The organism is Pantoea sp. BJ2 (genome assembly GCF_040255075.1).
GTDB classification, from domain to species: domain Bacteria; phylum Pseudomonadota; class Gammaproteobacteria; order Enterobacterales; family Enterobacteriaceae; genus Pantoea; species Pantoea leporis.
Genome location: NZ_CP158292.1, coordinates 1,305,501 through 1,326,477 on the forward strand (window position 1 = coordinate 1,305,501; position 20,977 = coordinate 1,326,477).

21 protein-coding genes, 1 pseudogene and 1 riboswitch are annotated in these 20,977 nt (G+C 57.2%); of the genes and pseudogenes, 14 read left to right on the forward strand and 8 right to left on the reverse strand.

Annotation, left to right across the window (positions count from 1 at the left end):
• Positions 1 to 27: 27 nt before the first annotated feature.
• Positions 28 to 846, reverse strand: a complete 819-nt coding sequence (locus tag AAF463_RS05950; RefSeq protein WP_222181662.1) for a pyridoxal phosphatase — start codon at positions 844 to 846, stop codon at positions 28 to 30.
• Between the two features lie 148 nt (positions 847 to 994).
• On the opposite strand from AAF463_RS05950, the gene pgl reads away from it, so the two are divergent.
• Positions 995 to 1,990: a 6-phosphogluconolactonase gene (gene pgl / locus AAF463_RS05955; protein ID WP_137385402.1), complete on the forward strand. Its 996-nt coding sequence runs from the start codon at positions 995 to 997 to the stop codon at positions 1,988 to 1,990.
• Positions 1,991 to 2,050: 60 nt separating this feature from the next.
• On the opposite strand, the gene AAF463_RS05960 is transcribed toward pgl, so the two are convergent.
• Positions 2,051 to 2,527: a kinase inhibitor gene (locus AAF463_RS05960; protein WP_336767342.1), complete on the reverse strand. Its 477-nt coding sequence runs from the start codon at positions 2,525 to 2,527 to the stop codon at positions 2,051 to 2,053.
• Between the two features lie 29 nt (positions 2,528 to 2,556).
• Positions 2,557 to 3,852 carry an adenosylmethionine--8-amino-7-oxononanoate transaminase gene (gene bioA, locus AAF463_RS05965; protein ID WP_350261695.1) on the reverse strand — a complete coding sequence of 432 codons (1,296 nt, stop codon included), beginning with the start codon at positions 3,850 to 3,852 and terminating at the stop codon, positions 2,557 to 2,559.
• Positions 3,853 to 3,940: 88 nt separating this feature from the next.
• Here bioA and bioB point away from each other — a divergent pair, with 88 nt between their 5' ends.
• The 4 genes from bioB to bioD are packed head-to-tail and all read left to right on the forward strand — an operon-like array spanning position 3,941 to position 7,531.
• Positions 3,941 to 4,972, forward strand: coding sequence for a biotin synthase BioB (bioB, locus tag AAF463_RS05970; RefSeq protein ID WP_350261696.1), 1,032 nt, complete (start codon positions 3,941 to 3,943; stop codon positions 4,970 to 4,972).
• Complete coding sequence (gene bioF / locus AAF463_RS05975) at positions 4,973 to 6,124, forward strand: 8-amino-7-oxononanoate synthase (RefSeq protein WP_350261697.1); 1,152 nt, start codon at positions 4,973 to 4,975, stop codon at positions 6,122 to 6,124. It abuts the gene before it with no gap.
• Complete coding sequence (gene bioC / locus AAF463_RS05980) at positions 6,108 to 6,863, forward strand: malonyl-ACP O-methyltransferase BioC (protein WP_350261698.1); 756 nt, start codon at positions 6,108 to 6,110, stop codon at positions 6,861 to 6,863. The genes bioF and bioC overlap by 17 nt, the downstream gene beginning before the upstream one ends.
• A complete protein-coding gene (gene bioD, locus AAF463_RS05985; protein WP_350261699.1) occupies positions 6,860 to 7,531 on the forward strand; it encodes a dethiobiotin synthase in 672 nt (223 codons plus the stop codon). The genes bioC and bioD overlap by 4 nt, the downstream gene beginning before the upstream one ends.
• 39 nt (positions 7,532 to 7,570) lie before the next feature.
• Here bioD and AAF463_RS05990 read toward each other — a convergent pair whose 3' ends face one another.
• Positions 7,571 to 8,287 carry an ATP-binding cassette domain-containing protein gene (locus tag AAF463_RS05990; protein WP_110865765.1) on the reverse strand — a complete coding sequence of 239 codons (717 nt, stop codon included), beginning with the start codon at positions 8,285 to 8,287 and terminating at the stop codon, positions 7,571 to 7,573.
• A gap of 901 nt (positions 8,288 to 9,188) precedes the next feature.
• Between AAF463_RS05990 and uvrB the strand changes: the two genes are divergently transcribed.
• Positions 9,189 to 11,210, forward strand: coding sequence for an excinuclease ABC subunit UvrB (gene uvrB / locus AAF463_RS05995; RefSeq protein WP_350261700.1), 2,022 nt, complete (start codon positions 9,189 to 9,191; stop codon positions 11,208 to 11,210).
• A gap of 86 nt (positions 11,211 to 11,296) precedes the next feature.
• Here uvrB and yvcK read toward each other — a convergent pair.
• Positions 11,297 to 12,199, reverse strand: a pseudogene (gene yvcK / locus AAF463_RS06000) (uridine diphosphate-N-acetylglucosamine-binding protein YvcK).
• Positions 12,200 to 12,394: 195 nt separating this feature from the next.
• Positions 12,395 to 12,530, forward strand: a riboswitch (molybdenum cofactor riboswitch).
• Between yvcK and moaA the strand changes: the two are divergent.
• From moaA to AAF463_RS06035, 7 genes are all read left to right on the forward strand, one after another.
• On the forward strand, positions 12,520 to 13,506 hold the full coding sequence (gene moaA, locus AAF463_RS06005) for a GTP 3',8-cyclase MoaA (protein ID WP_350261701.1): 987 nt from the start codon (positions 12,520 to 12,522) through the stop codon (positions 13,504 to 13,506). It overlaps the preceding riboswitch by 11 nt.
• Positions 13,507 to 13,523: 17 nt before the next feature.
• The gene (gene moaB / locus AAF463_RS06010) at positions 13,524 to 14,039 is read left to right on the forward strand and encodes a molybdenum cofactor biosynthesis protein B (RefSeq protein ID WP_101763177.1); all 516 of its coding nucleotides are present in this window, start codon (positions 13,524 to 13,526) and stop codon (positions 14,037 to 14,039) included.
• A 2-nt stretch (positions 14,040 to 14,041) separates the two neighbouring features.
• Positions 14,042 to 14,527: a cyclic pyranopterin monophosphate synthase MoaC gene (gene moaC, locus AAF463_RS06015; protein ID WP_110865768.1), complete on the forward strand. Its 486-nt coding sequence runs from the start codon at positions 14,042 to 14,044 to the stop codon at positions 14,525 to 14,527.
• Positions 14,520 to 14,765, forward strand: coding sequence for a molybdopterin synthase sulfur carrier subunit (gene moaD / locus AAF463_RS06020; protein WP_101763175.1), 246 nt, complete (start codon positions 14,520 to 14,522; stop codon positions 14,763 to 14,765). The genes moaC and moaD overlap by 8 nt, the downstream gene beginning before the upstream one ends.
• A gap of 2 nt (positions 14,766 to 14,767) precedes the next feature.
• Positions 14,768 to 15,220, forward strand: a complete 453-nt coding sequence (gene moaE / locus AAF463_RS06025) for a molybdopterin synthase catalytic subunit MoaE (RefSeq protein WP_350261976.1) — start codon at positions 14,768 to 14,770, stop codon at positions 15,218 to 15,220.
• A gap of 80 nt (positions 15,221 to 15,300) precedes the next feature.
• Positions 15,301 to 16,395 carry a DUF1615 domain-containing protein gene (locus AAF463_RS06030; RefSeq protein ID WP_350261702.1) on the forward strand — a complete coding sequence of 365 codons (1,095 nt, stop codon included), beginning with the start codon at positions 15,301 to 15,303 and terminating at the stop codon, positions 16,393 to 16,395.
• Positions 16,396 to 16,458: 63 nt separating this feature from the next.
• Positions 16,459 to 17,166, forward strand: coding sequence for a Bax inhibitor-1/YccA family protein (locus AAF463_RS06035; RefSeq protein WP_101763172.1), 708 nt, complete (start codon positions 16,459 to 16,461; stop codon positions 17,164 to 17,166).
• Between the two features lie 57 nt (positions 17,167 to 17,223).
• On the opposite strand, the gene AAF463_RS06040 is transcribed toward AAF463_RS06035, so the two are convergent.
• From AAF463_RS06040 to AAF463_RS06050, 3 genes are read right to left on the reverse strand one after another with little or no spacing between them, the layout of a single operon-like run.
• A complete protein-coding gene (locus tag AAF463_RS06040) occupies positions 17,224 to 18,198 on the reverse strand; it encodes a lysylphosphatidylglycerol synthase domain-containing protein (RefSeq protein WP_101763171.1) in 975 nt (324 codons plus the stop codon).
• The gene (gene clsB / locus AAF463_RS06045) at positions 18,198 to 19,442 is read right to left on the reverse strand and encodes a cardiolipin synthase ClsB (RefSeq protein ID WP_137385413.1); all 1,245 of its coding nucleotides are present in this window, start codon (positions 19,440 to 19,442) and stop codon (positions 18,198 to 18,200) included. The genes AAF463_RS06040 and clsB overlap by 1 nt, the downstream gene beginning before the upstream one ends.
• Entirely contained in the window at positions 19,439 to 20,200 is a 762-nt protein-coding gene (locus AAF463_RS06050) for an endonuclease/exonuclease/phosphatase family protein (protein ID WP_101763169.1), read from the reverse strand. The genes clsB and AAF463_RS06050 overlap by 4 nt, the downstream gene beginning before the upstream one ends.
• A 177-nt stretch (positions 20,201 to 20,377) precedes the next feature.
• Here AAF463_RS06050 and AAF463_RS06055 point away from each other — a divergent pair, with 177 nt between their 5' ends.
• Positions 20,378 to 20,770, forward strand: coding sequence for a YbhQ family protein (locus AAF463_RS06055; protein WP_101763168.1), 393 nt, complete (start codon positions 20,378 to 20,380; stop codon positions 20,768 to 20,770).
• Positions 20,771 to 20,977: the final 207 nt, after the last annotated feature.

The window sequence follows — 20,977 nt, forward strand, 5'->3', positions numbered from 1 at the left end:
CCATGAATTGCGCGCTACATCTTACGGTTACAGAACCTCTTGATAGATCACTTCGGCGATGCCCGGCTCCAGATTGGTGCCAATCACCTTTTTGGCGCGCGCTTTGATGGCGTCATCGGCATTGCCCATCGCCACGCCTAATCCCACCTGTTCCAGCATGCTGAGATCGTTGTAGTTGTCGCCAAACGCCAGCACGTCTTGCATGCTAAAGCCCTGACTCTCAACCCACTGCGCCAGACGCTTGCCTTTGCTGTTGCCGCCTTTGGCGATATCCACTTGATCGTGCCACGACCATTCACACGCCAGACCAAGTTCGGCTTCGGTGCGTTCGGCAAACTGCTGCAGCGCGCGCGTGTCGGGATGCGACAGCGCGAATTTCCAGATCGAATCAGCCTCAATCGCCGCCTGCGCCAGGCTTGGCACCTGCAGGAACAGCGGACGCTGCGCTTCCGGCAACGATTGCGCCCAGTTAAGCGTACGCGTCACATGGCCGGTTGGCGTTTGGTACAGCATCGCATCATCGACATACAGCAGACCGTGAATGTTCTCTTCATCCAGCATCTCAATCACCCGTGCGGCTCGGCTTTTATCCAGCGGATCGGCGGCCAGCACCTGTTTCGCGGGATAATCATATAAATAGGTGCCATTACAGCAAATTGCGGGTGTATCCAGCTTAAGTGCCTGATAAAAAGGGTGGATAGCGCAGTGGTGGCGACCGGTAACGATCAACACTTTCACGCCCGCCTGTTGCGCGCGGGCCAGCGCTTCGATGGATTCAGGCAAGATGGTTTTATTCGGGGTTAGCAGGGTGCCGTCGAGGTCAAGGGCGATTACGCGGTAGCTCATTACACTTTCCGTCCGGGAGTTGGCAAAGCATTGAGTCTACACCCGGCAGCGGCCCTGAGACAAAAAACAGGGCACAAATGAATCCAGCGCGACAAAATGAAACGCGCTACAGTTATCCCTTTCATCAGGCAGCGAATAAGGAAAACGCATGAAACAAGTCGTGTATACCGCCAGTCCCGAGAGCCAGCAGATTCATGCCTGGCAGTTGCAGGAAGATGGCGCACTGACGTTATTGCAGGTAACGGATGTTGCCGGCCAGGTGCAGCCGATGGTGGTGAGCCCGAAGAAAGATTTTCTCTATGTCGGTGTGCGTCCGAATTTCCGCGTGCTGGCGTTTCGCATTGCGGCCGACGGCACGCTGAGCCTCGCCGGTGAAGCACCGCTGCCGGGCAGCCCAACCCACATCTCCACCGATCGTCAGGGCAATTATCTGTTCTGCGGTTCGTACAACGATGCCTGCGTCAGCATCAGCCCGATTGGCAGCGATGGTTTGCCGCAAGCGCCAGTTCAGGTGATCAGCGGGTTAGACGGTTGCCACTCCGCCAATATCGATCTGAATAACCAAACGCTGTTTGTACCGGCACTGAAGCAGGACCGCATCTGCCTGTATCAACTGAACGCAGACGGCACTCTGGCTCCGCGCGAACAAGCGCAGGTCACCACCGTTGAAGGTGCCGGTCCGCGTCACATGGCCTTCCATCCGAACGGCGCATATGGCTACGTGGTGAACGAGCTGGATAGCACGGTGGATGTATGGGCGCTGAACAATGTGCACGGCCAGGTTGAGCGCGTGCAGAGCCTTGATATGATGCCGAAAGATTTCAGCGACACGCGCTGGGCGGCGGACATCCACATCACGCCGGATGGCCGTTTCCTCTATGCCTGCGACCGTACCAGCAGCACCATTACGGTATTCAGCATCAGTGAAGATGGCTCGGTGCTGGCGATTGAAGGCTACCAGCCAACTGAAACCCAGCCGCGCGGCTTCAATATTGATCACAGCGGTCAATACCTGGTAGCGGCGGGACAGAAATCGCATCACATCGAAGTGTATAAGATTCAGGAACGCGGTCTGCTTAATCCGCTGGCGCGTTACGCGGTAGGACAAGGCCCAATGTGGGTGGTTATCCACCCGTTGGGATAAATAAAATGCCTGCCTGATCAAACAGGCGGGCATATTTCCTAACAGCGCGATTCTGAGCTGTTACGCGTACTTCACCGTAATCGACGCACTGGCCAGCGCATGGAAATGCACATTAAAGCCAACCATCGCGCCGCTCGCGCCTTCATCCACGTCAATTTTATCCGTATCCAGCGCATGCACCGTAAAGATGTAGCGATGTGATTCGCCTTGCGGTGGCGCTGCGCCACCGTAGCCGGTTTGGCCAAAATCGGTACGCGTCTGAATGGCGCTCGCCGGCAGTTCCGCCACGCCGGAACCGGCACCCTGCGGCAACGCGGTGACTTCAGCCGGAATGTTCGCTACCACCCAATGCCACCAGCCGGAACCGGTAGGCGCGTCGGGATCGTAGCAGGTGACAACAAAGCTTTTGGTGCCTGCCGGTACATCATCCCACGCCAGATGCGGTGACACATTGTCGCCCTGGTAACCCATGCCGTTGAAAACGTGTCGCTCTGGCATCTTATCGCCGTCGTTAAAATCCTGGCTAACTACGCGCATGATCGCTCCTTATTGGTTGTGCAGTGCCCTCAATCATGGTGGAAATGCGCCGCAACATCCAGTGCTGCACCGACCGCTTGCGTCAGTTTCGTCAGTTCGGCGGCAGAAATCAGATAAGGTGGCATCAGGTAGATCAAGCGCCCAAACGGCCGAATCCACACGCCGCGCTCAACGAAGAAGTGCTGCAGCGCCGCCATGTTCACGGCCTGATGGGTTTCGATCACGCCAATCGCACCCAGCACGCGCGCATCGGCCACCGCGTGATGACTGCGCAACGGCAGCAACTCGCTGCGCAGCTGCTGTTCGATGTGCGCCACCTGTGTTGTCCAGCCGCCTTCATTGATCATCTTCAGACTTTCCACCGCCACCGCGCAGGCCAGCGGATTGCCCATAAAAGTAGGGCCGTGCATAAAGCAGCCTGCTGCGCTGCGGCTGATGGTATCCGCGACTTCACGCGTGGTCAGCGTGGCAGAGAGCGTCATGGTGCCGCCGGTCAGCGCTTTGCCGAGGCAGAGAATGTCCGGCGTGATGCCCGCATGGTCACAGGCAAACAGCTTGCCGCTGCGGCCAAATCCGGTGGCGATCTCATCGGCAATCAGCAGCAAACCGTAGCGGTCGCACAGCTCGCGCACCTGCTGCAGATAGCGCGGATGGTAGAAACGCATTCCGCCAGCGCCTTGCACAATCGGCTCCAGAATCACCGCCGCAATCTCCCGATGGTGGATTTCCGCCAGCTGCGCAAAATCGGCGAAATCGGCCTCGTTCCACGCGTCATCGAAAGCGCACTGCGGCGCGTTGGCGAACAGATGTTCCGGCAGATAGCCGCGCCACAGGCTGTGCATCGAATTTTCCGGATCGCACACCGACATCGCGGCAAAGGTATCCCCGTGATAGCCGCGCTTCAGCGTAAGGAATTTCTGTCGCGTTTGGTTGCGTCCCAGCCAGTATTGCAGCGCCATTTTCATCGACACTTCGACGGCGATCGAACCCGAATCGGCGAGGAACACGCACTCCAGCGCATCAGGCGTCATGGCAATCAGCTGGCGGCTCAGTTCCACCGCCGCCGGATGGGTGATGCCGCCAAACATCACATGCGACATCTGCGTCATTTGCTGCTGCAGCGCCTGATTGAGACGCGGATGGTTGTAGCCGTGGATCGCCGCCCACCACGACGACATGCCGTCCACCAGTTCACGTCCATCGGCCAACTGCAGCTGGCAGCCGTGCGCCGCCACAATCGGATAACAGGGCAGGGGATCGCGCATCGACGTGTAGGGATGCCAGATATGCTGACGGTCAAAGTTGAGGTCATCCTGAGTGAACATGTGAGTTGTAAACCATTTTAAAAAGATTTAGTTTACAAGTATAACCACGTTAATCGTCGGGATGAACCCCCTTTTTCTGGAGTAAGCAATGGCAAACCGCTGGACACTGGCACAAGCTCAGGCACTTTTCGATAAACCTTTCCTTGAGTTGATGTTTGAAGCGCAGCAAGTGCATCGTCAACATTTCGATCCACGCCAGGTGCAGGTCAGCACGCTGCTATCAATCAAAACCGGCGCCTGTCCGGAAGACTGTAAATACTGTCCGCAGAGCGCGCGCTACAAAACCGGGTTGGAATCGGAACGTCTGATGGAAGTGGACGCGGTGCTGGAGTCGGCGCGCAAAGCCAAAGCGGCGGGATCGAGCCGTTTCTGCATGGGCGCCGCGTGGAAAAACCCGCACGAGCGCGACATGCCTTACCTTCAGCAGATGGTGCAGGGCGTGAAAGCGATGGGCATGGAAACCTGCATGACGCTTGGCACGCTGGATGGCGACCAGGCGCAGCGCCTCGCCGAAGCGGGACTGGATTTCTACAACCACAACCTCGACACCTCGCCAGAGTTTTACGGCAACATCATCACCACGCGCAGCTATCAGGAACGTCTGGATACGCTGGATAAAGTGCGCGGCGCGGGCATCAAGGTGTGTTCCGGCGGCATTGTGGGTCTGGGTGAAACGGTGAAAGATCGTGCGGGCTTGCTGGTGCAGCTGGCGAATCTGCCGACGCCGCCCGAAAGCGTACCGATCAACATGTTGGTGAAGGTCAAAGGCACGCCGCTGGCCGATAACGACGATGTTGAACCCTTCGACTTCATCCGCACCATCGCGGTGGCGCGCATCATGATGCCCTCGTCGCACGTGCGTCTTTCTGCCGGACGCGAGCAGATGAGCGAGCAAACGCAGGCGATGTGCTTTATGGCCGGCGCTAACTCGATCTTCTACGGCTGCAAACTGCTTACCACGCCAAATCCGGAAGAGGACAAGGATCTGATTCTGTTCCGCAAACTGGGCCTGAATCCGGAGCACACCGCGACAACGGCGGGTAACAATGAGCAGCAGCATCAGCTCAGCAAGCAGCTGCTGCACGCGGATACCGAGCAGTTCTACAACGCGGCGGTGTAAATGGGCTGGTCACAACGTATCGACGAGGCGCTGACGGCGCGGCGTGCCGCTGATGGCTGGCGTTTACGGCGTCGCGTTGAGCACAACAGCGTGCGGGAAATTACGCTGGAGGGGCAGCGCTATCGGCACTTCTCCAGCAACGACTATCTTGGCTTGAGCCAGCATCCGGCGGTGATTGCCGCGTGGCAGCAGGGCGCGGCCGAGACGGGTGCTGGCGCGGGTGCATCCGGGCATGTGACCGGCTACAGCCGCCACCATGCGCAGCTCGAAGCGGAGCTGGCGGACTGGCTGGGCTATTCGCGCGCGCTGCTGTTCATTTCGGGGTTTGCCGCCAATCAGGCGGTGATCCATCTGCTGGCGGAAAAGCAGGATCGCATCTTCGCCGATAAGCTGGCGCATGCTTCACTGCTGGATGCCGCCAGCCACAGCCCGGCGAGCCTGCGCCGTTTTGCCCATAATCAGCCGGAAAGCCTGGCGAAGCTGCTGGCAACGCCGTCGGAAGGCGGCACGCTGGTGGTGACCGAAGGCGTGTTCAGCATGGACGGCGACAGCGCTCCGCTAACACAGATCGCTGCGGAGACGCGGCGCGGCAACGGCTGGCTGCTGGTGGATGATGCGCACGGTATCGGCGTGACCGGCGCGCAAGGGCGCGGCAGCTGCTGGCAGCAGCAGGTCAAACCGGAACTGCTGATCGTCACCTTCGGCAAAGGGTTTGGCGTCAGCGGCGCGGCGCTGCTGTGCGATGACGCCACCGCTGATTACGTCGAGCAGTTTTCCCGCCATCTGATCTACTCCACCGCGATGCCACCGGCGCAGTGCTATGCGCTGCTGGCGGCGTTGCGGCAGATTCAGCAAGGTGATGCGCTGCGCGAAAAACTGCACAGCCACATTGCGCGTTTCCGCGCCGCTGCGGCGAATTTGCCGTGGCAGCTGGTCGATTCTGCGAGCGCCATCCAGCCGCTGATCGTTGGCGAAAACAGCGCGGCAATGGCGTTGTCGCAGCGGCTGGCGCAGGCCGGCTGTTGGGTCAGTGCGATTCGGCCACCAACCGTGCCGCCGGGCACCGCGCGGCTACGCATCACGCTTACCGCTGCACATCACACCGATGACATTGATTGTTTGCTGGAGGCTCTGTATGACGCTGCAGGTTAACAAACAGGCCGTGGCGCAGGCTTTTGGTCGTGCGGCTGCGCATTACGAGCAGCACGCGCAGTTACAGCGGCTGAGCGGCGATGCGCTGCTGGCGCTGGCGCCCGCTGGTTTTGGTCCGCACCTGCTGGATGCCGGGTGCGGTACCGGCTGGTATAGCCGCTACTGGCGCGATCGCGGGCGCACGCTGACGGCGCTCGATCTGTCGCCCAACATGCTGCAAACCGCGCGCGATCAGCAATCGGCGCAGCACTATCTGTTGGGCGATATCGATGCGGTGCCGCTGCCGGACGCCAGCGTTGACGGCGTGTGGAGCAATCTGGCGGTGCAGTGGAGCAGCGACTTGCATACTGCGCTGCAGCAGTTTTTGCGCGTCACACGGCCGGGCGGCACGGTGCTGTTTTCCACGCTGCTCGACGGTTCGCTGCACGAAGTGCATCACGCGTGGGCGCAGCTGGATGGTCGCCGGCACGCCAACCGTTTCCTCAGCGCTGCCCAGTTTCATGCGGCCACCGCGACGCTGTCGATCGCTGCGCAGCAGCAGGTTATCACCCTGCATTTTCCCAGCGCGCTCAGCGCTATGCAATCGCTGAAAGGCATTGGGGCCACGCACCTGCACGATGGTCGCGGTGCCAGCGTGCTAACGCGTTCCCAACTGGCACAACTTGAGCAGCGCTGGCCGCAGGACGAGGCCGGTTATCGCCTGAGTTATCACCTGATGTATGGAGTTTTAAGCAAATGACACGCTGGTTTATTACCGGAACCGATACCGAAGTGGGCAAAACCGTGGCCAGCGGCGCGCTGCTGCAGGCGGCGAGCGCCGCCGGTTTACGCACCGCAGGCTATAAGCCGGTGGCATCCGGCTGCGAAATCACGCCGCAAGGCATTCGCAACAGCGACGCGCTGGCGTTGCAGCGCTACAGCACCTTGTCGTTAAGCTACGAGCAAGTGAACCCACTGGCGTTTGTCGAGCCGACCTCGCCGCATATCATTAGCGCGGAAGAGGGCAGGCCGATTAGCTTTGCCACGCTGTCAGCGGGCTTGCGCGCGCTGGAGCAGCAGGCAGAATGGGTGTTAGTCGAAGGCGCAGGCGGGTGGTTTACGCCGCTGTCGGAGACGCAAACTTACGCCGATTGGGTGGAAGCCGAGCAGCTGCCGGTGATTCTGGTGGTGGGTGTGAAGTTAGGCTGCATCAATCATGCCATGCTGACCGCCGAAGCGGTTAAAGCGCGCGGATTGCGCCTTGCGGGCTGGATTGCCAATGATATTCAGCCACCCGGCAAACGCCATCAGGAGTATATGGATACGCTGCGTCAGCGCATTGATGCGCCGTTCCTCGGTGAGATTCCGCACCTACGCGACGAGTCGCAGCAGGCCGAGTGCGGGCGTTATTTGACGTTGCCGCAATAAATAACCCAGGTCGCCATTCACGGCGACCTGGCTACATCTTCACCTTGCGGTCAGCCACTTATTCACCGTCAAATCATCCAACTGCGCCACTTTGCCGTGCGCCACATTGCGTCCGCGATGCAGCAGCAGGAAATAATCGGCGACGCGGCGGACAAACGAGACGTGCTGCTCAAGCAGCAAAATGGTTAAACCATACTCACGGTTTAACCGACGAATCAGATTGCCCATCTCCTCTTCCAGCCACGGCGACATCCCCTCTGTCGGCTCATCCAGAATCACCAGCTTGGGTTGCAGCACCAGCGCACGCGCCAGGGCCAAATGTTGTTGCTGTTCCATTGGCAACTCGCCGCTGCGCTGATGGCGCAATGAATAGAGTGCCGGGAACAGGTCGAACACCATTTCCGGAATGGCACGGCTACGATCGTCCTGTGCCGCCATCAGGGCGATCAGCAGGTTATCCTCCACGCTCATTTGCGAGAAAATATGCCGTCCTTGCGGCACATAACCAATGCCGGTGCGCGCGCGCAGTTCGGCCGGTTGCAACAGTAAATCTTCCGGCGGCGCGCCATCTTCCTGCCAGGTCATCGAGCCGCTGTTAATTGGCAGGCGGCCCATAATGCAGTTCACCAACGTGGTTTTGCCCATGCCGGGACTGCCCAGCACGCCGGTACAGGTGCCCGGCGGCAGATCGAGATCGACATCCCACAGAATGTGATTTTGACCGTAAAACTGATTCACCGAACGTAAACTCAGCATCTGACATACTCCTTCCAGATTATTAGCCTGAATGCTCCCGCTCTGTGTCGTCTGGCATACAGTCGTGCACGATTGATGGACACCGCTGTCGTCGGCAAGCGCCGATATGGACTCGTCACTCCATAGTGCTAATACTGCAATTCCCAGGCCAGGTTGGGAATTAAGGCGCAACTGCGGCGGAAACCTGACAAATCAGCGGCTAAAAGTTGAGAAACGCTTAACAATTGCCAGCGGTGATAAACCGACTGCACTTTGACGGTGCTGACTGCTTAACGTTTCTGGTGCATTTGATCGTTCGTAAGGCAATAACCGGAGAAATAAATGGCCTTAACGCCTGACTTTTCGCCGGGCACGGGAAGGTAAAGCCGGAAAAAGGGGGGTAATGCGACACGCACGGCGGGAAAAATAAATGCGAAAAAATTTTTTTTCACGCTTAAGAATGGGCGGGAGAAAATTATACACAGCCGATGGGCTCGGGGCTGGATTCACTTATCCACCATTACTGTGGATAACCTTGTGCATTAGCGACTGAAAACCGTGTGGAAGCGAGTAAATTCGCGGCCTTCCTACATTATGATGAGAAACTGGGCTTTTGAGTCAAAGTGAATTAAAACAGCAGGTTAGTTAAAATCAAGCATGCGAATTATCTGCCTTGTCATCGGACTGCAATTTAATGACACTCTATTGACAAATGTTAAAAGCATCCTCCGCCTGGGGATAACATTGCGCAACAACAACTTGCCGCCTGCCGCTTAAATTGCACTGAAGAGAATCGCCGTCAGGTGCCATTATCGTGCAAGGTTACTGTGATTATGTCCAGTATTTTTTTCTGGCAAATTCGCCATAGCAGAGTAGAATTAGCAGCCTGCCCGCCGACTTCATCTGCTGGAACCGCTAAAACATGAGCAAAGTCTTTAAACTCAACTCCGCTTTCAATCCTTCAGGGGATCAACCTGAGGCGATTCGCCGTCTCGAAGAGGGACTGGAAGATGGACTCGCGCATCAAACGCTGTTGGGCGTGACCGGCTCAGGTAAAACCTTTACCGTGGCGAATGTGATTGCCGACCTCAACCGCCCGACGATGGTGCTGGCGCCGAATAAAACCCTGGCGGCGCAGCTCTATGGTGAGATGAAGGAGTTCTTCCCGGATAACGCGGTGGAGTTTTTCGTCTCATATTACGATTACTATCAGCCTGAAGCCTATGTGCCGAGTTCGGACACCTTTATCGAAAAAGATGCCTCGGTGAATGAGCACATTGAGCAGATGCGTCTGTCGGCGACCAAAGCGCTGCTGGAGCGCCGTGATGTCATCGTCGTGGCCTCGGTTTCGGCGATCTACGGTTTGGGCGATCCCGATCTCTACCTGAAAATGATGCTGCATCTGACGCGCGGCATGATCATTGATCAGCGCAGCATTTTGCGTCGTCTGGCGGAGCTGCAGTACAGCCGCAACGATCAGGCCTTCCAGCGCGGCACCTTCCGCGTGCGCGGCGAAGTGATTGATGTGTTCCCGGCAGAATCGGACGATATTGCGCTGCGTATTGAGCTGTTTGATGAAGAAGTTGAGCGGCTGTCGCTGTTTGATCCGCTCACCGGGCAGATTGATTCGGTAATCCCGCGCTTTACCGTCTATCCGAAAACGCACTATGTGACGCCGCGTGAGCGCATTCTTAAGGCGATGGAAGAGATCAAAGATGAGCTGGTGGTGCGCCGCAAAGTGCTGCTGGAGAACAATAAGCTGCTGGAAGAGCAGCGTATTTCCCAGCGGACGCAGTTCGATCTCGAGATGATGAACGAGTTGGGTTACTGCTCCGGCATCGAAAACTACTCGCGCTATCTCTCCGGGCGCGGACCGGGCGAGCCGCCGCCGACCTTGTTCGACTATTTACCGGCGGATGGCTTGCTGGTGGTCGACGAATCGCACGTCACCATTCCGCAGATTGGCGGCATGTATCGTGGTGACCGCGCGCGTAAAGAGACGCTGGTGGAGTACGGTTTCCGCCTGCCGTCGGCGCTGGATAACCGTCCGATGAAGTTTGAAGAGTTTGAAGCAGCCGCTCCGCAAACCATTTACGTGTCGGCCACGCCGGGCAATTACGAGCTGGAAAAATCGGGTGGCGAAGTGATCGATCAGCTGGTGCGTCCAACCGGCCTGCTGGATCCGATTCTGGAAGTACGGCCGGTGGCGACGCAGGTTGACGATTTGCTGTCGGAAATCCGCAAGCGTGTTGAGATTAACGAGCGCGTACTGGTGACTGTGCTGACCAAGCGTATGGCGGAAGATCTTACCGAATACCTGGTGGAGCACGGCGAGAAGGTGCGCTATCTGCACTCGGATATCGATACTGTGGAACGTATGGAGATCATCCGCGATTTACGTCTTGGCGAATTTGATGTGCTGGTTGGCATCAACTTGCTGCGAGAAGGTCTGGATATGCCGGAAGTGTCGCTGGTGGCGATTCTCGATGCCGATAAAGAGGGCTTCCTGCGTTCGGAGCGTTCGCTGATACAGACCATTGGTCGCGCCGCGCGTAACATCAATGGCCGGGCGATTCTCTACGCCGATAAAATCACGCCGTCGATGGAGCGCGCGATGGGCGAAACCGAGCGTCGTCGTGAGAAGCAGCAGAAATACAACGAAGAGAATGGCATTACGCCGCAAGGGCTCAACAAGAAGATCACCGATATTCTTGAGCTCGGCAAAAACGTAGTGAAAACGCGTGGTAAAGGCAAAACCGCCTCACGTACCGCAGCAGAAGCGGAAGCCAACTATATGGCGCTTACGCCGCAGGCGATGCAGAAGAAGATTCACGAGCTGGAAGGGCAGATGCAGCAGCACGCGCAGAATCTGGAGTTTGAAGAGGCTGCCAGCGTGCGCGATCAGTTGCATCAATTGCGCGAGCTGTTTATTGCGGCTTCGTGATCGTGGTATCCAGGTCGCCATGAATGACGACCCTACAGGAATTCAGCGCGGTTTTCGTAGGGTGCGCATTCATGCGCACCTGGAAATTAAACGGCCTGAATCGCATGTTCCAGCGCGATGCGCAGCAGCTGGCGGTCATGGCGATATTTGATGTCGGCGGCCTCCAGCGGCTCGCGAATGATTAAACGCTCTTCCACGCCGCGAATATCGGCGGCTGGACTCACCACCACCGCATCAATCACCCGCTTGCCAATCGCTTTCTCCATAATTGCCAACTTGTCGGCCACATTCAGGCTAGCTGCCGCTGGGCTCAGTTCGCGGCCCAGATTGCCGATAAACACCATGGTGGCAGGCGTACGGCGCAGCGCGCGCGCCATCTCTTCCATCAGCAGAATCGGCATCAGGCTGGTGTAGAAGCTGCCGGGGCCAATCAGAATCAAATCCGCTTCACCAATTGCCTCGATGGCTTCACGGGTTGGCAATACATTCGGATGTAACATCAACTCTTGGGGCGGCTGCTTCATCTCATCAATTGCCGTTTCGCCGTACACCATATTGCCTTCGCCATCCTGCGCCACCAGATCGACCGGCTGTTCCGACATCGGGATCAGAAACGCATCGACCTTGAGCAGATTGCGGATGATGTTGATGGCTTCCAGCGGGCGCACGCTGAGATGATCAAGCGCCTTCAGCATCAGGTTGCCCAGATTATGCCCGGCCAGCTAGCCATTGCCGGTGAAGCGATACTCAAACATCGCGGTGGCGACGCTCGGTTCGGTGATCAACTGATTGATGCAGTTACGCATATCGCCCCACGCAATGCCGCCTTCCGAGCGGCGAATGCGGCCGGTGGATCCGCCGTTATCGGTGGTGGTGACGATGCCGGTCAGGCGCGAACCTAACGGTGCCAGCGCCGACATCACGCGGCCCAAACCGTGTCCGCCACCTAATGCCACTACGCGATCCAAATCTGCCAGGGTTCGATTCATGTTTCTCCTTTGTCACTGACGTCCTCGCGTTGAGGCGTAGTTGAACTGATGTGCATCAATATCCGTGGTGCATTTTACCGTATCCTGTCGCGAAAATGCGGTGAAAAAACGTTATGCATCAAGATATATAGCGAAAATCACTCATGGATGCTAACCGTTAATCGCGCTACCATTCGTTTTAACCGTGTTGTCCATAATGACAACAAACTCCCAAGCCTGGTTTCCTAAGTCGTTATCGATATGGAAGCCAGGCCGCAGCCTTGAGCTGCCAGGGTGCAGAAAGAAATGACTGCATCTCCCGACTTTGGAAAGGTGTTCAGGTGCCACAATTTATAGATGCCTATGCGCGCAGCTTTTACTATCTGCGCCTGTCGGTCACGGATGTGTGTAACTTCCGTTGTACCTACTGTTTGCCGAACGGCTATAAGCCGAACGGTACACACAATAAAAGTTTTCTCTCGCTGGATGAGATTCGTCGCGTGACGCGTGCCTTTGCGGCGGCGGGCACGGAAAAAGTGCGCCTGACGGGCGGCGAACCCTCCATGCGGCGTGATTTCACCGACATCATCGCTGCAGTGCGTGAAAACGCCGCCATTCGCCAGATCGCGATGACCACCAACGGTTATCGCATGGCGCGTGACGTAGGTGCCTGGCGCGCTGCCGGTCTCACCCATATCAACGTCAGCGTCGATAGCCTCGACGCACGCCAGTTTCACGCCATTACCGGCCAGGACAAATTTGCCGAGGTGATGGCGGGAATCGACGCCGCCTTTGATGCCGGTTTCGATAAAGTGAAAGTCAATAGCGTGCTGATGCGCGATGTGAACAGCCATAGTCTCAGCACCTTCCTTGAGTGGCTGCGCCTGCGACCGATTCAACTGCGCTTTATCGAACTGATGGAAACCGGCGAAGGCAGCGATCTGTTCCGCCGTCATCACATCTCCGGTGAAGTGATCCGCGACCAACTGATCCTGCAAGGCTGGCAACGCCAGCCGCGCGGCCGCAGCGACGGTCCGGCGCAGGTGTTCCGTCATCCCGATTATCAGGGCGAAGTCGGCCTGATCATGCCGTACGAGAAAGATTTCTGTGCCAGCTGCAACCGCCTGCGCGTCTCGGCGCTGGGCAATCTGCATCTGTGCCTGTTTGGTGACGGCGGCGTGTCGCTGCGCGATCTGCTGGCCTCTGACGATCAGCAAGATGAGTTGCAGGCGCGCATTGCGCACAGCCTTGGACAGAAAAAGCAGACGCATTTCCTGCATCAGGGCAACACCGGCATCACGCAAAATCTCTCCTTTATTGGTGGCTAAACACAGGAGTTACGGCCATGGGTAAACCTTCCGGCGAATTTGTCGCCTTAAATGTGGCGGTGATGACCGTCTCGGATAGCCGCGATGCCAGCAATGACACATCGGGCGATTATCTGCGTGAAGCGCTGGCGGAAGCCGGGCATCAGGTGGTTGATCGCGCGATTGTGCCAGATAACCGCTATCGCATTCGCGCCACGGTATCGCGCTGGATTGCCAGCGACGATGTGCAAGTGGTGATCGTTAACGGCGGCACCGGTTTCAATAGCAAAAACAGCACGCCAGAAGCGTTGCTGCCGCTACTGGACCGCGAAATCGAAGGCTTTGGCGAGCTGTTCCGCATGATCTCCTATGAAGAGATCGGCAGCTCGACGCTGCAGTCGCGCGCGGTGGCTGGATTAGCCAATCAGACGCTGATTTTTGCCGTGCCGGGATCAACCAACGCCTGCCGCAGCGCCTGGGAACGCATTATCGAAGATCAGCTGGATGCGCGTACGCGTCCGTGTAATTTCGTCTCACATTTGAAGAAGTTGTAAGCATGTCATCGTTAACTCATATCAATGCCGCTGGCGAAGCCCACATGGTGGATGTCTCTGGCAAAACCGAAACGGTGCGCGAAGCGCAGGCCGAAGCACTGGTGCTGATGAGCGCCGAAACGCTGCAGATGATTATTGACGGCAGCCATCATAAAGGCGACGTGTTCGCCACCGCGCGCATCGCCGGTATTCAGGCGGCAAAACGCACCTGGGAACTGATTCCGCTCTGTCATCCGCTGATGCTGAGCAAAGTGGAGGTTACCTTGCTGGCGGAACCGCAGCACAATCGCGTGCGCGTCACCTCACTCTGTCGTCTTACCGGCAAAACTGGCGTTGAGATGGAAGCGCTGACGGCGGCGTCCGTTGCAGCGCTGACCATCTATGACATGTGCAAAGCGGTGCAAAAAGACATCGTCATCGACCAGCTGCGTTTGCTGACTAAAAGCGGCGGCAAATCCGGCGACTTCAAGGCGGTGAGCCATGATTAAGGTGCTGTTTTTTGCTCAGGTGCGGGAATTAACCGGCACCGCTTCACTGGATTTGCAGCCTGACTACGCCGATGTCGCCACGCTGCGCGCGGCGTTAGCAGAGAAGGGCGATCGCTGGGCGCTGGCGCTGGAATCCGGCAAGCTGCTGGCGGCGGTAAACCAAACGCTGGTGCCGATGAGTCATCCGCTGCGTGCGGGTGATGAAGTGGCCTTTTTCCCGCCGGTCACGGGAGGCTGATGATGGAAACGCGGATTCGTGTGGGTTCAGAGCCGTTCAACGTCGGCGAAGAGTACGAAAAACTCGCCACCCATGACAGAGATGGCGCGGTCGTCACCTTCACCGGCAAAGTGCGCAATCACAATCTCGGTGCCAGCGTGGCGGCCTTGACGCTGGAGCACTATCCCGGCATGACGGAAAAAGCGCTGGGGGAGATCGTAGAAGACGCGCGTCAGCGCTGGGCGCTGCAGCAGGTTACGGTGATCCATCGCGTTGGCGAACTGTTTCCCGGCGATGAGATCGTGTTTGTGGGCGTCAGCAGCGCGCATCGCGGCAGCGCATTCGCCGCCACCGAGTTCATCATGGATTACCTGAAAACCCGCGCGCCGTTCTGGAAGCGTGAAGCCACCGCCACAGGCGACCGCTGGGTTGATGCCCGTGATAGCGATCATCAGGCCGCTGAACTCTGGAGCTAGCGCGCAAAATCCTCCGGCTCCGATAGCGGCAGGCCACTGAAAACGTTAAGGTACGGTTTTTGTTGGCGTCAGGGAGCAGGATGAACACGAGCAAGATGATGAAAGGCGCAGCTTTGCTGGCTGCGCTGGTGCTGGCCGGTTGTAGCACGAAAAAAGAGCCGCAGGCGCCCGCGCGTCAGCCCGCCGATGTAAAACGCCAAATCCAGCAGTTGTTACCCAGCGACGTTAAACAGAAATCCGCCTGGGCCGACGATATCTATACCGCGTTCCGCGTGCAGCAAATTGATGCCAGCGTCAGCAACCTCTGCGCAGTGATTGCCGTTACCGATCAGGAGTCTAACTTCAGCGCCGATGCGGTGGTGCCGGGCTTACCGAAAATCGCCTGGGGCGAGATTGATCGCCGCGCCGCCAAAGTGCATGTGCCGGCATTTCTGGTGCGCACCGCTCTGCTGATCAAATCACCAAATGGCGAAAGCTATGCTGCGCGTCTGGATAAGGTGCGCAGCGAGAAAGAGCTGAGCGCCATTTTTGATGATTTCATCGATATGGTGCCGATGGGGCAAAAGCTGTTTGGCAACCTCAACCCAATTCATACCGGCGGGCCGATGCAGGTCAGCATTGCGTTTGCGGAAGCGCACGCCAAAGGCTATCCGTATGCGGTTGACGGCTCGATTCGTCGTGAAGTCTTCACTCGTCGCGGTGGTATCTACTTCGGCACGCTGCATCTGCTTGGCTACCCGGCCGATTACAGCCAGCCGCTGTATCGCTTCGCCGACTTCAACGCCGGTTGGTACGCCAGCCGCAACGCCGCATTTCAGGCGGCCATCGCGCGCGCCAGCGGCATCAAGCTGGCACTGGACGGCGACCTCATCGCCTATGGCAGCGATCAGGCCGGTTCCACCGAACTGGCGGTGCGCAGCCTGAGCAAGCAGCTGGATATGAGCAATCGTGAAATCCGCCGCGATCTGGAGAAGGGCGACACTGAAGATTTTGCCAAAAGCACACTGTGGAAGCAGACCTTTATCCTCGCCGATAAGATGGCCGGAAAACGTCTGCCGCGCGAAATGCTGCCGGGCATCAAGCTGGAGAGCCCGAAAATCACCCGCAATCTCACCACCGCGTGGTTTGCTCAGCGCGTAAATGGCCGCTATCAACAGTGCTTGACGCGCCGTTGACGCAAACGGGTGTACACTCCACACTTACAGAGTTTGTTAACGTAACCGCTAATGAGGCGCTTCATGGATCGATATCCACGTAATGATTCAATCGTGCAGCAGGCATCCACCTCGCTGCAGACCTACATGGCGCAGGTATATGGTTGGATGACCTGCGGCTTGCTGCTGACCGCGTTTGTTTCGTGGTTTGCTGCCCGCACACCTGCAGTAATGGAACTGGTGTTTGCTAACCGCATCACTTTCTTTGGCTTGATCATCGCGCAGTTAGCGCTGGTGTTTGTGTTGTCTGGCATGGTGCATCGCCTGAGCGGCGCGGTCGCCACCGCACTGTTTATGCTCTATTCGGCGCTAACCGGATTAACCATGGCGAGTATTTTCCTCGTTTACACCTACTCATCCATCGCCAGCACCTTCTTCGTGACGGCCGGGATGTTCGGTGCCATGAGCTTCTACGGTTACACCACTAAGCGCGACCTGAGCCGTTTTGGCAGCCTGCTGTTTATGGCGCTGATCGGTATTTTGCTGGCGTCACTGGTGAACTTCTGGCTGAAAAGTCCGGCGCTGATGTGGGCGATTACCTATATCGGCGTGGTGGTGTTTGTTGGCTTAACCGCCTATGACACGCAGAGGCTGAAGGCGATTGGCGAGAATATCAACGTCAATGACAAAGAGAACCTGCGTCGCGCCTCAATCATGGGTGCGTTAACGCTGTATCTCGACTTCATCAACCTGTTCCTGATGCTGCTGCGCATCTTCGGCAACCGCCGCTAAACCACGCACCAAACTGTCCCCTTTCCCGCCTGCGGGAGAGGGGAACTCCGCACAAACTCACCGCGATACCGATTTCTCCATCTTCTGCTCATTCTTCTGCCGTAAATGCTTCGCGCGGCTCTCCAGCCACAAATAGAGCACCAGCGCCACCAACAGCGGCAGAATAAAATAGAGCACGCGGTAAGCCAGCAGCGCTGCAATAATGGTGCCGTGCGAGGCGTGTTGCCCACTGAGCAGCGCCAAAAATACCGCTTCCAGCACACCAATCCCGGCCGGGATGTGAATGATCACACCGGCGATACTGCTGATCAGCAACACGCCTAACACAATCGGATAATCCACCTGACGCGCCAGCAGCAGCCAGATAATCATGCCCATCACCATCCAGTTGGCGCAGGAGACCGCAAACTGGAACAGCGCCATGCGCAGCGAAGGCAGCTGCAGATGCTGGCCTTTAACCGTCCAGCGGCGCTTCTTCGCGAAGGCGCAAGCCCACAAATAGACCGCCACCATCACCAGCAGCACCGCGCCAATGATGCGCAGCGTGGTTTCACCAATGAACCAACCGGAGGGAATCGGCACCATGCCCGCCGCAAACACCACGCCGGCCAGCAGAATATAGCCGAGCCAGTTGGTGGCGATGCTCAGCGAGAAAATGCGCGTAATAGTATTGCCCGGCAAACCGAGTCTTGAGTAGAGCCGATAGCGCATCGCCACGCCGCCAACCCAGGTGCTGAGCGTCAGGTTGAAGGCATAACAGATAAACGACACCAGCATCACCTGGCGCTTCGCCAGCTTATGGCCGCAGTAGGCTCGTCCAATCAGGTCGTACAAGCCATAGGTCAGATAACTCACCACCACTAGTGCAGCAGCGCTTAGCACCACATAGCGGTTATAACCGACGATCACCGTATAGACGTCTTCCCAGTTCACCTTGCGCGCATACACCACCAGCAGCACAATCACCGCAATAAAAAACAGCCAGGTGAGGATTTTCTTCGCCAGTTGCCAGCGCGGATTCTTTTTCGACATTAGGATTTTGCTCCTGAATTATCAGCTTCAACCCGATCCTGAGTTTCCATTTCGGGTTGTACGGGGGGAGCAACTTGCGACAAGTGTGGCGTGTGCGCAGGCAACCATCCGGCAATAGCCGGGAAGTGACGTAAAAAGTGGAACACAATTACGCCCTTGGTGAGCTGCCACCAGTTGCGCGGCGGCAGCTTGTCATCCTCCACGCGCACGCAATCCTGCTGAATCAGCAGTTCCAGATTGTCGCGCAGCGTCTGGTTGAAAGCGCGATCGTGCACCATCAAATTAGCTTCCAGATTGAGAGATAAACTCAGTGGATCGAGGTTGCTGGAGCCGACGGTGGACCACTGCTGATCCTGTACCGCTATTTTGCCGTGCAGCGGGCGGCGGCAATATTCATACACTTCCACACCGCCATCGACCAGGTAGTTGTACAGCAGCTCGGCACCGACTTTGACGATCGGCATATCGGGCTCGCCCTGCACAATCAGCCTGACGCGCACGCCGCGCTGAGCCGCGCTGCGCATTTCGCGCAGCAGACGATAGCCGGGGAAGAAGTAGGCGTTGGCGATGATCACATCCTTCTGTGCCTTGCGCAGCATGGCGAGATAGTGCTGTTCGATGTCGTCGCGGTGTTCGTCGTTATCGCGGTAGACAAACAACACCTGCGCTTCACCGGGCATGGCGTTGACCGCCGGGCGATGGGAACGCGCACCCCACCAGCGCCGCGTGTGCTGTTCGCTACCCATTTGTTGCTGCACGTATTGGGCAATATCCAGCACCACCGGGCCTTTCACCTCCACGGCATAATCCTGTTTGGCCTCTGCACCGAAATCGATGTTATGTTCAGCGGAGAAGTTGATGCCGCCGACAAAGGCGATCTGTTCATCGATCACCACAATCTTGCGGTGCAGGCGACGAAACACATTGGTGCGCATGCCGAGCACCAGCGGACGCGGATCGTAATAGATAAAGCGCACGCCTGCGGCCGTCAGGCTATCCACAAACCGGTCGGAGAGATCTGGCGAGCCGTAGCCATCGACCATCACCTCGACTTTGACCCCGCGCTGCGCCGCCTTGAGCAACTGTTCGTGCAGATCGTTGCCGACTTCGTCCTCAAACAGGATGAAGGTTTCCAGCAGCAGCGTGCGCTCGGCGCGTTGGATCGCGCCTGATACGCGCGGGAAAAACTGGTCACCATTTTCTAACAGACGGAGCTGATTACCGTCGCGCCAATTGAAACTCATAGGAAAATCTCCACCGCTAACGGCGCATGATCGGACAGGTGAGACCAGGGTTTAACCGGCAGCGCCCACGGCTTACTCACCGTAGCGTTGCGGATGTAGATACGATCTAGCCGTAACAGCGGAAAACGCGCCGGGAAGGTGCGGGCAGGGCGGCCGGTTTTGATGCTGAACACTTCCTCTAAGCCCACCGCGCGTTTGAGAAAGCGATTGGCGCTGACCTGCCAGTCATTGAAATCACCGGCCACCACCAAAGGCGCATCGGGCGGAAGCGTATCGATAAAGTCGCACATCATCTTCATCTGCGCCTGGCGATGTTTCTCCTTCAGACCGAGATGTACGCAGAACACATGCAGCGGTTCCGCCCGATCCGGCAGGCGGATTTGGCAGTGCAACATGCCGCGTTTTTCACTTCCGGCGACGGAAATATCGCGGTTTTCATATTCAACGATGGGAAAGCGTGACAATATCGCGTTCCCGTGATGTCCCTCGGGATAAACCGCGTTGCGGCCATAGGCAAAATCGTTCCACATGGTATCGGCCAGAAATTCGTAATGGGAGGTTTCCGGCCAGTTTTCAATGTGCAGCGAATGGATGGCGTGGGTACCCATTACCTCTTGCAGGAAGACGATATCCGCCGACGTGGCGCGAACAGCGTCACGCAATTCCGGCAGGATAAAGCGGCGATTAAAGCTGGTGAAACCCTTGTGGGTATTGATCGTCAGGACTTTAAATGAAAATCCTTGCGTATTTTGTGGCATACTTCGACGCGCTCCTTTTCATCATCAACAGCACAAAGTGTAGTCTTTGTCACAAATGGATGGTGTTAAGGGCAGAAAATTAGGGCGTAATCCGAAATTTGCTTTACATTGAGGACGTTCGTCTGGCCTCCAGCCAGATACACTTGGGCGACCTGTTGGGTCTGCCAGGAGAAGAGAATGAAATGGTCTAATCGTGTTCAGATTGTTACCGGACAAACTTGTTTGCACATTGCAATGCACCTGCTGGTGATTGCCGCACTGGTTTGGGGCTGGAAACATAGGGCGCTGGTTGAAGTGAGCAGTACCCTGGTGGCAGCTTATGCGGTGGTATTCATTACCATGCTGGTCATGCAGCGTAGTGCCCGTTTACGTAGAATGGGTGATTCCCTCGAAGAGGTGACCACCACTTACTACTTTGGCGCAGCGATGTTAACGCTGTTCCTGATCTCCCGCTTTATCCATAACAACCTGCTGATTGGTCTCCTCGGCGTGGTGATGTTGGTGGGACCGGCGCTGGTTTCACTGCTGGCGAAAGAGCCGGTTCAGCGCATCGAGAAGAAGCGCAGTTGATCGATTAGGGACCGCAACCCTGCGGACCTGACAAAAAGGAGCCCAATGCGGCTCCTTTTTTTATGGATGCTGTCTGCGCGGAAAGCTGCTAAACTCGCGCCCTTACGCATGGTAGTTTGTGCCCTTTTCACACGTGAGCCCCGCGCTTGCGTCATATCCCTCCTGAAAACTACATCGCCTACGGCGGTCAGGACGGTTCGGAGTAAT

Coding starts and splice junctions, on each gene's coding strand:
- AAF463_RS05950 (WP_222181662.1), bottom strand. CDS start 846: ATGAGCTACCGCGTAATCGCCCTTGACCTCGACGGCACCCTGCTAACC.
- pgl (WP_137385402.1), top strand. CDS start 995: ATGAAACAAGTCGTGTATACCGCCAGTCCCGAGAGCCAGCAGATTCAT.
- AAF463_RS05960 (WP_336767342.1), bottom strand. CDS start 2,527: ATGCGCGTAGTTAGCCAGGATTTTAACGACGGCGATAAGATGCCAGAG.
- bioA (WP_350261695.1), bottom strand. CDS start 3,852: ATGTTCACTCAGGATGACCTCAACTTTGACCGTCAGCATATCTGGCAT.
- bioB (WP_350261696.1), top strand. CDS start 3,941: ATGGCAAACCGCTGGACACTGGCACAAGCTCAGGCACTTTTCGATAAA.
- bioF (WP_350261697.1), top strand. CDS start 4,973: ATGGGCTGGTCACAACGTATCGACGAGGCGCTGACGGCGCGGCGTGCC.
- bioC (WP_350261698.1), top strand. CDS start 6,108: ATGACGCTGCAGGTTAACAAACAGGCCGTGGCGCAGGCTTTTGGTCGT.
- bioD (WP_350261699.1), top strand. CDS start 6,860: ATGACACGCTGGTTTATTACCGGAACCGATACCGAAGTGGGCAAAACC.
- AAF463_RS05990 (WP_110865765.1), bottom strand. CDS start 8,287: ATGCTGAGTTTACGTTCGGTGAATCAGTTTTACGGTCAAAATCACATT.
- uvrB (WP_350261700.1), top strand. CDS start 9,189: ATGAGCAAAGTCTTTAAACTCAACTCCGCTTTCAATCCTTCAGGGGAT.
- moaB (WP_101763177.1), top strand. CDS start 13,524: ATGGGTAAACCTTCCGGCGAATTTGTCGCCTTAAATGTGGCGGTGATG.
- moaC (WP_110865768.1), top strand. CDS start 14,042: ATGTCATCGTTAACTCATATCAATGCCGCTGGCGAAGCCCACATGGTG.
- moaD (WP_101763175.1), top strand. CDS start 14,520: ATGATTAAGGTGCTGTTTTTTGCTCAGGTGCGGGAATTAACCGGCACC.
- moaE (WP_350261976.1), top strand. CDS start 14,768: ATGGAAACGCGGATTCGTGTGGGTTCAGAGCCGTTCAACGTCGGCGAA.
- AAF463_RS06030 (WP_350261702.1), top strand. CDS start 15,301: ATGAACACGAGCAAGATGATGAAAGGCGCAGCTTTGCTGGCTGCGCTG.
- AAF463_RS06035 (WP_101763172.1), top strand. CDS start 16,459: ATGGATCGATATCCACGTAATGATTCAATCGTGCAGCAGGCATCCACC.
- AAF463_RS06040 (WP_101763171.1), bottom strand. CDS start 18,198: ATGTCGAAAAAGAATCCGCGCTGGCAACTGGCGAAGAAAATCCTCACC.
- clsB (WP_137385413.1), bottom strand. CDS start 19,442: ATGAGTTTCAATTGGCGCGACGGTAATCAGCTCCGTCTGTTAGAAAAT.
- AAF463_RS06050 (WP_101763169.1), bottom strand. CDS start 20,200: ATGCCACAAAATACGCAAGGATTTTCATTTAAAGTCCTGACGATCAAT.
- AAF463_RS06055 (WP_101763168.1), top strand. CDS start 20,378: ATGAAATGGTCTAATCGTGTTCAGATTGTTACCGGACAAACTTGTTTG.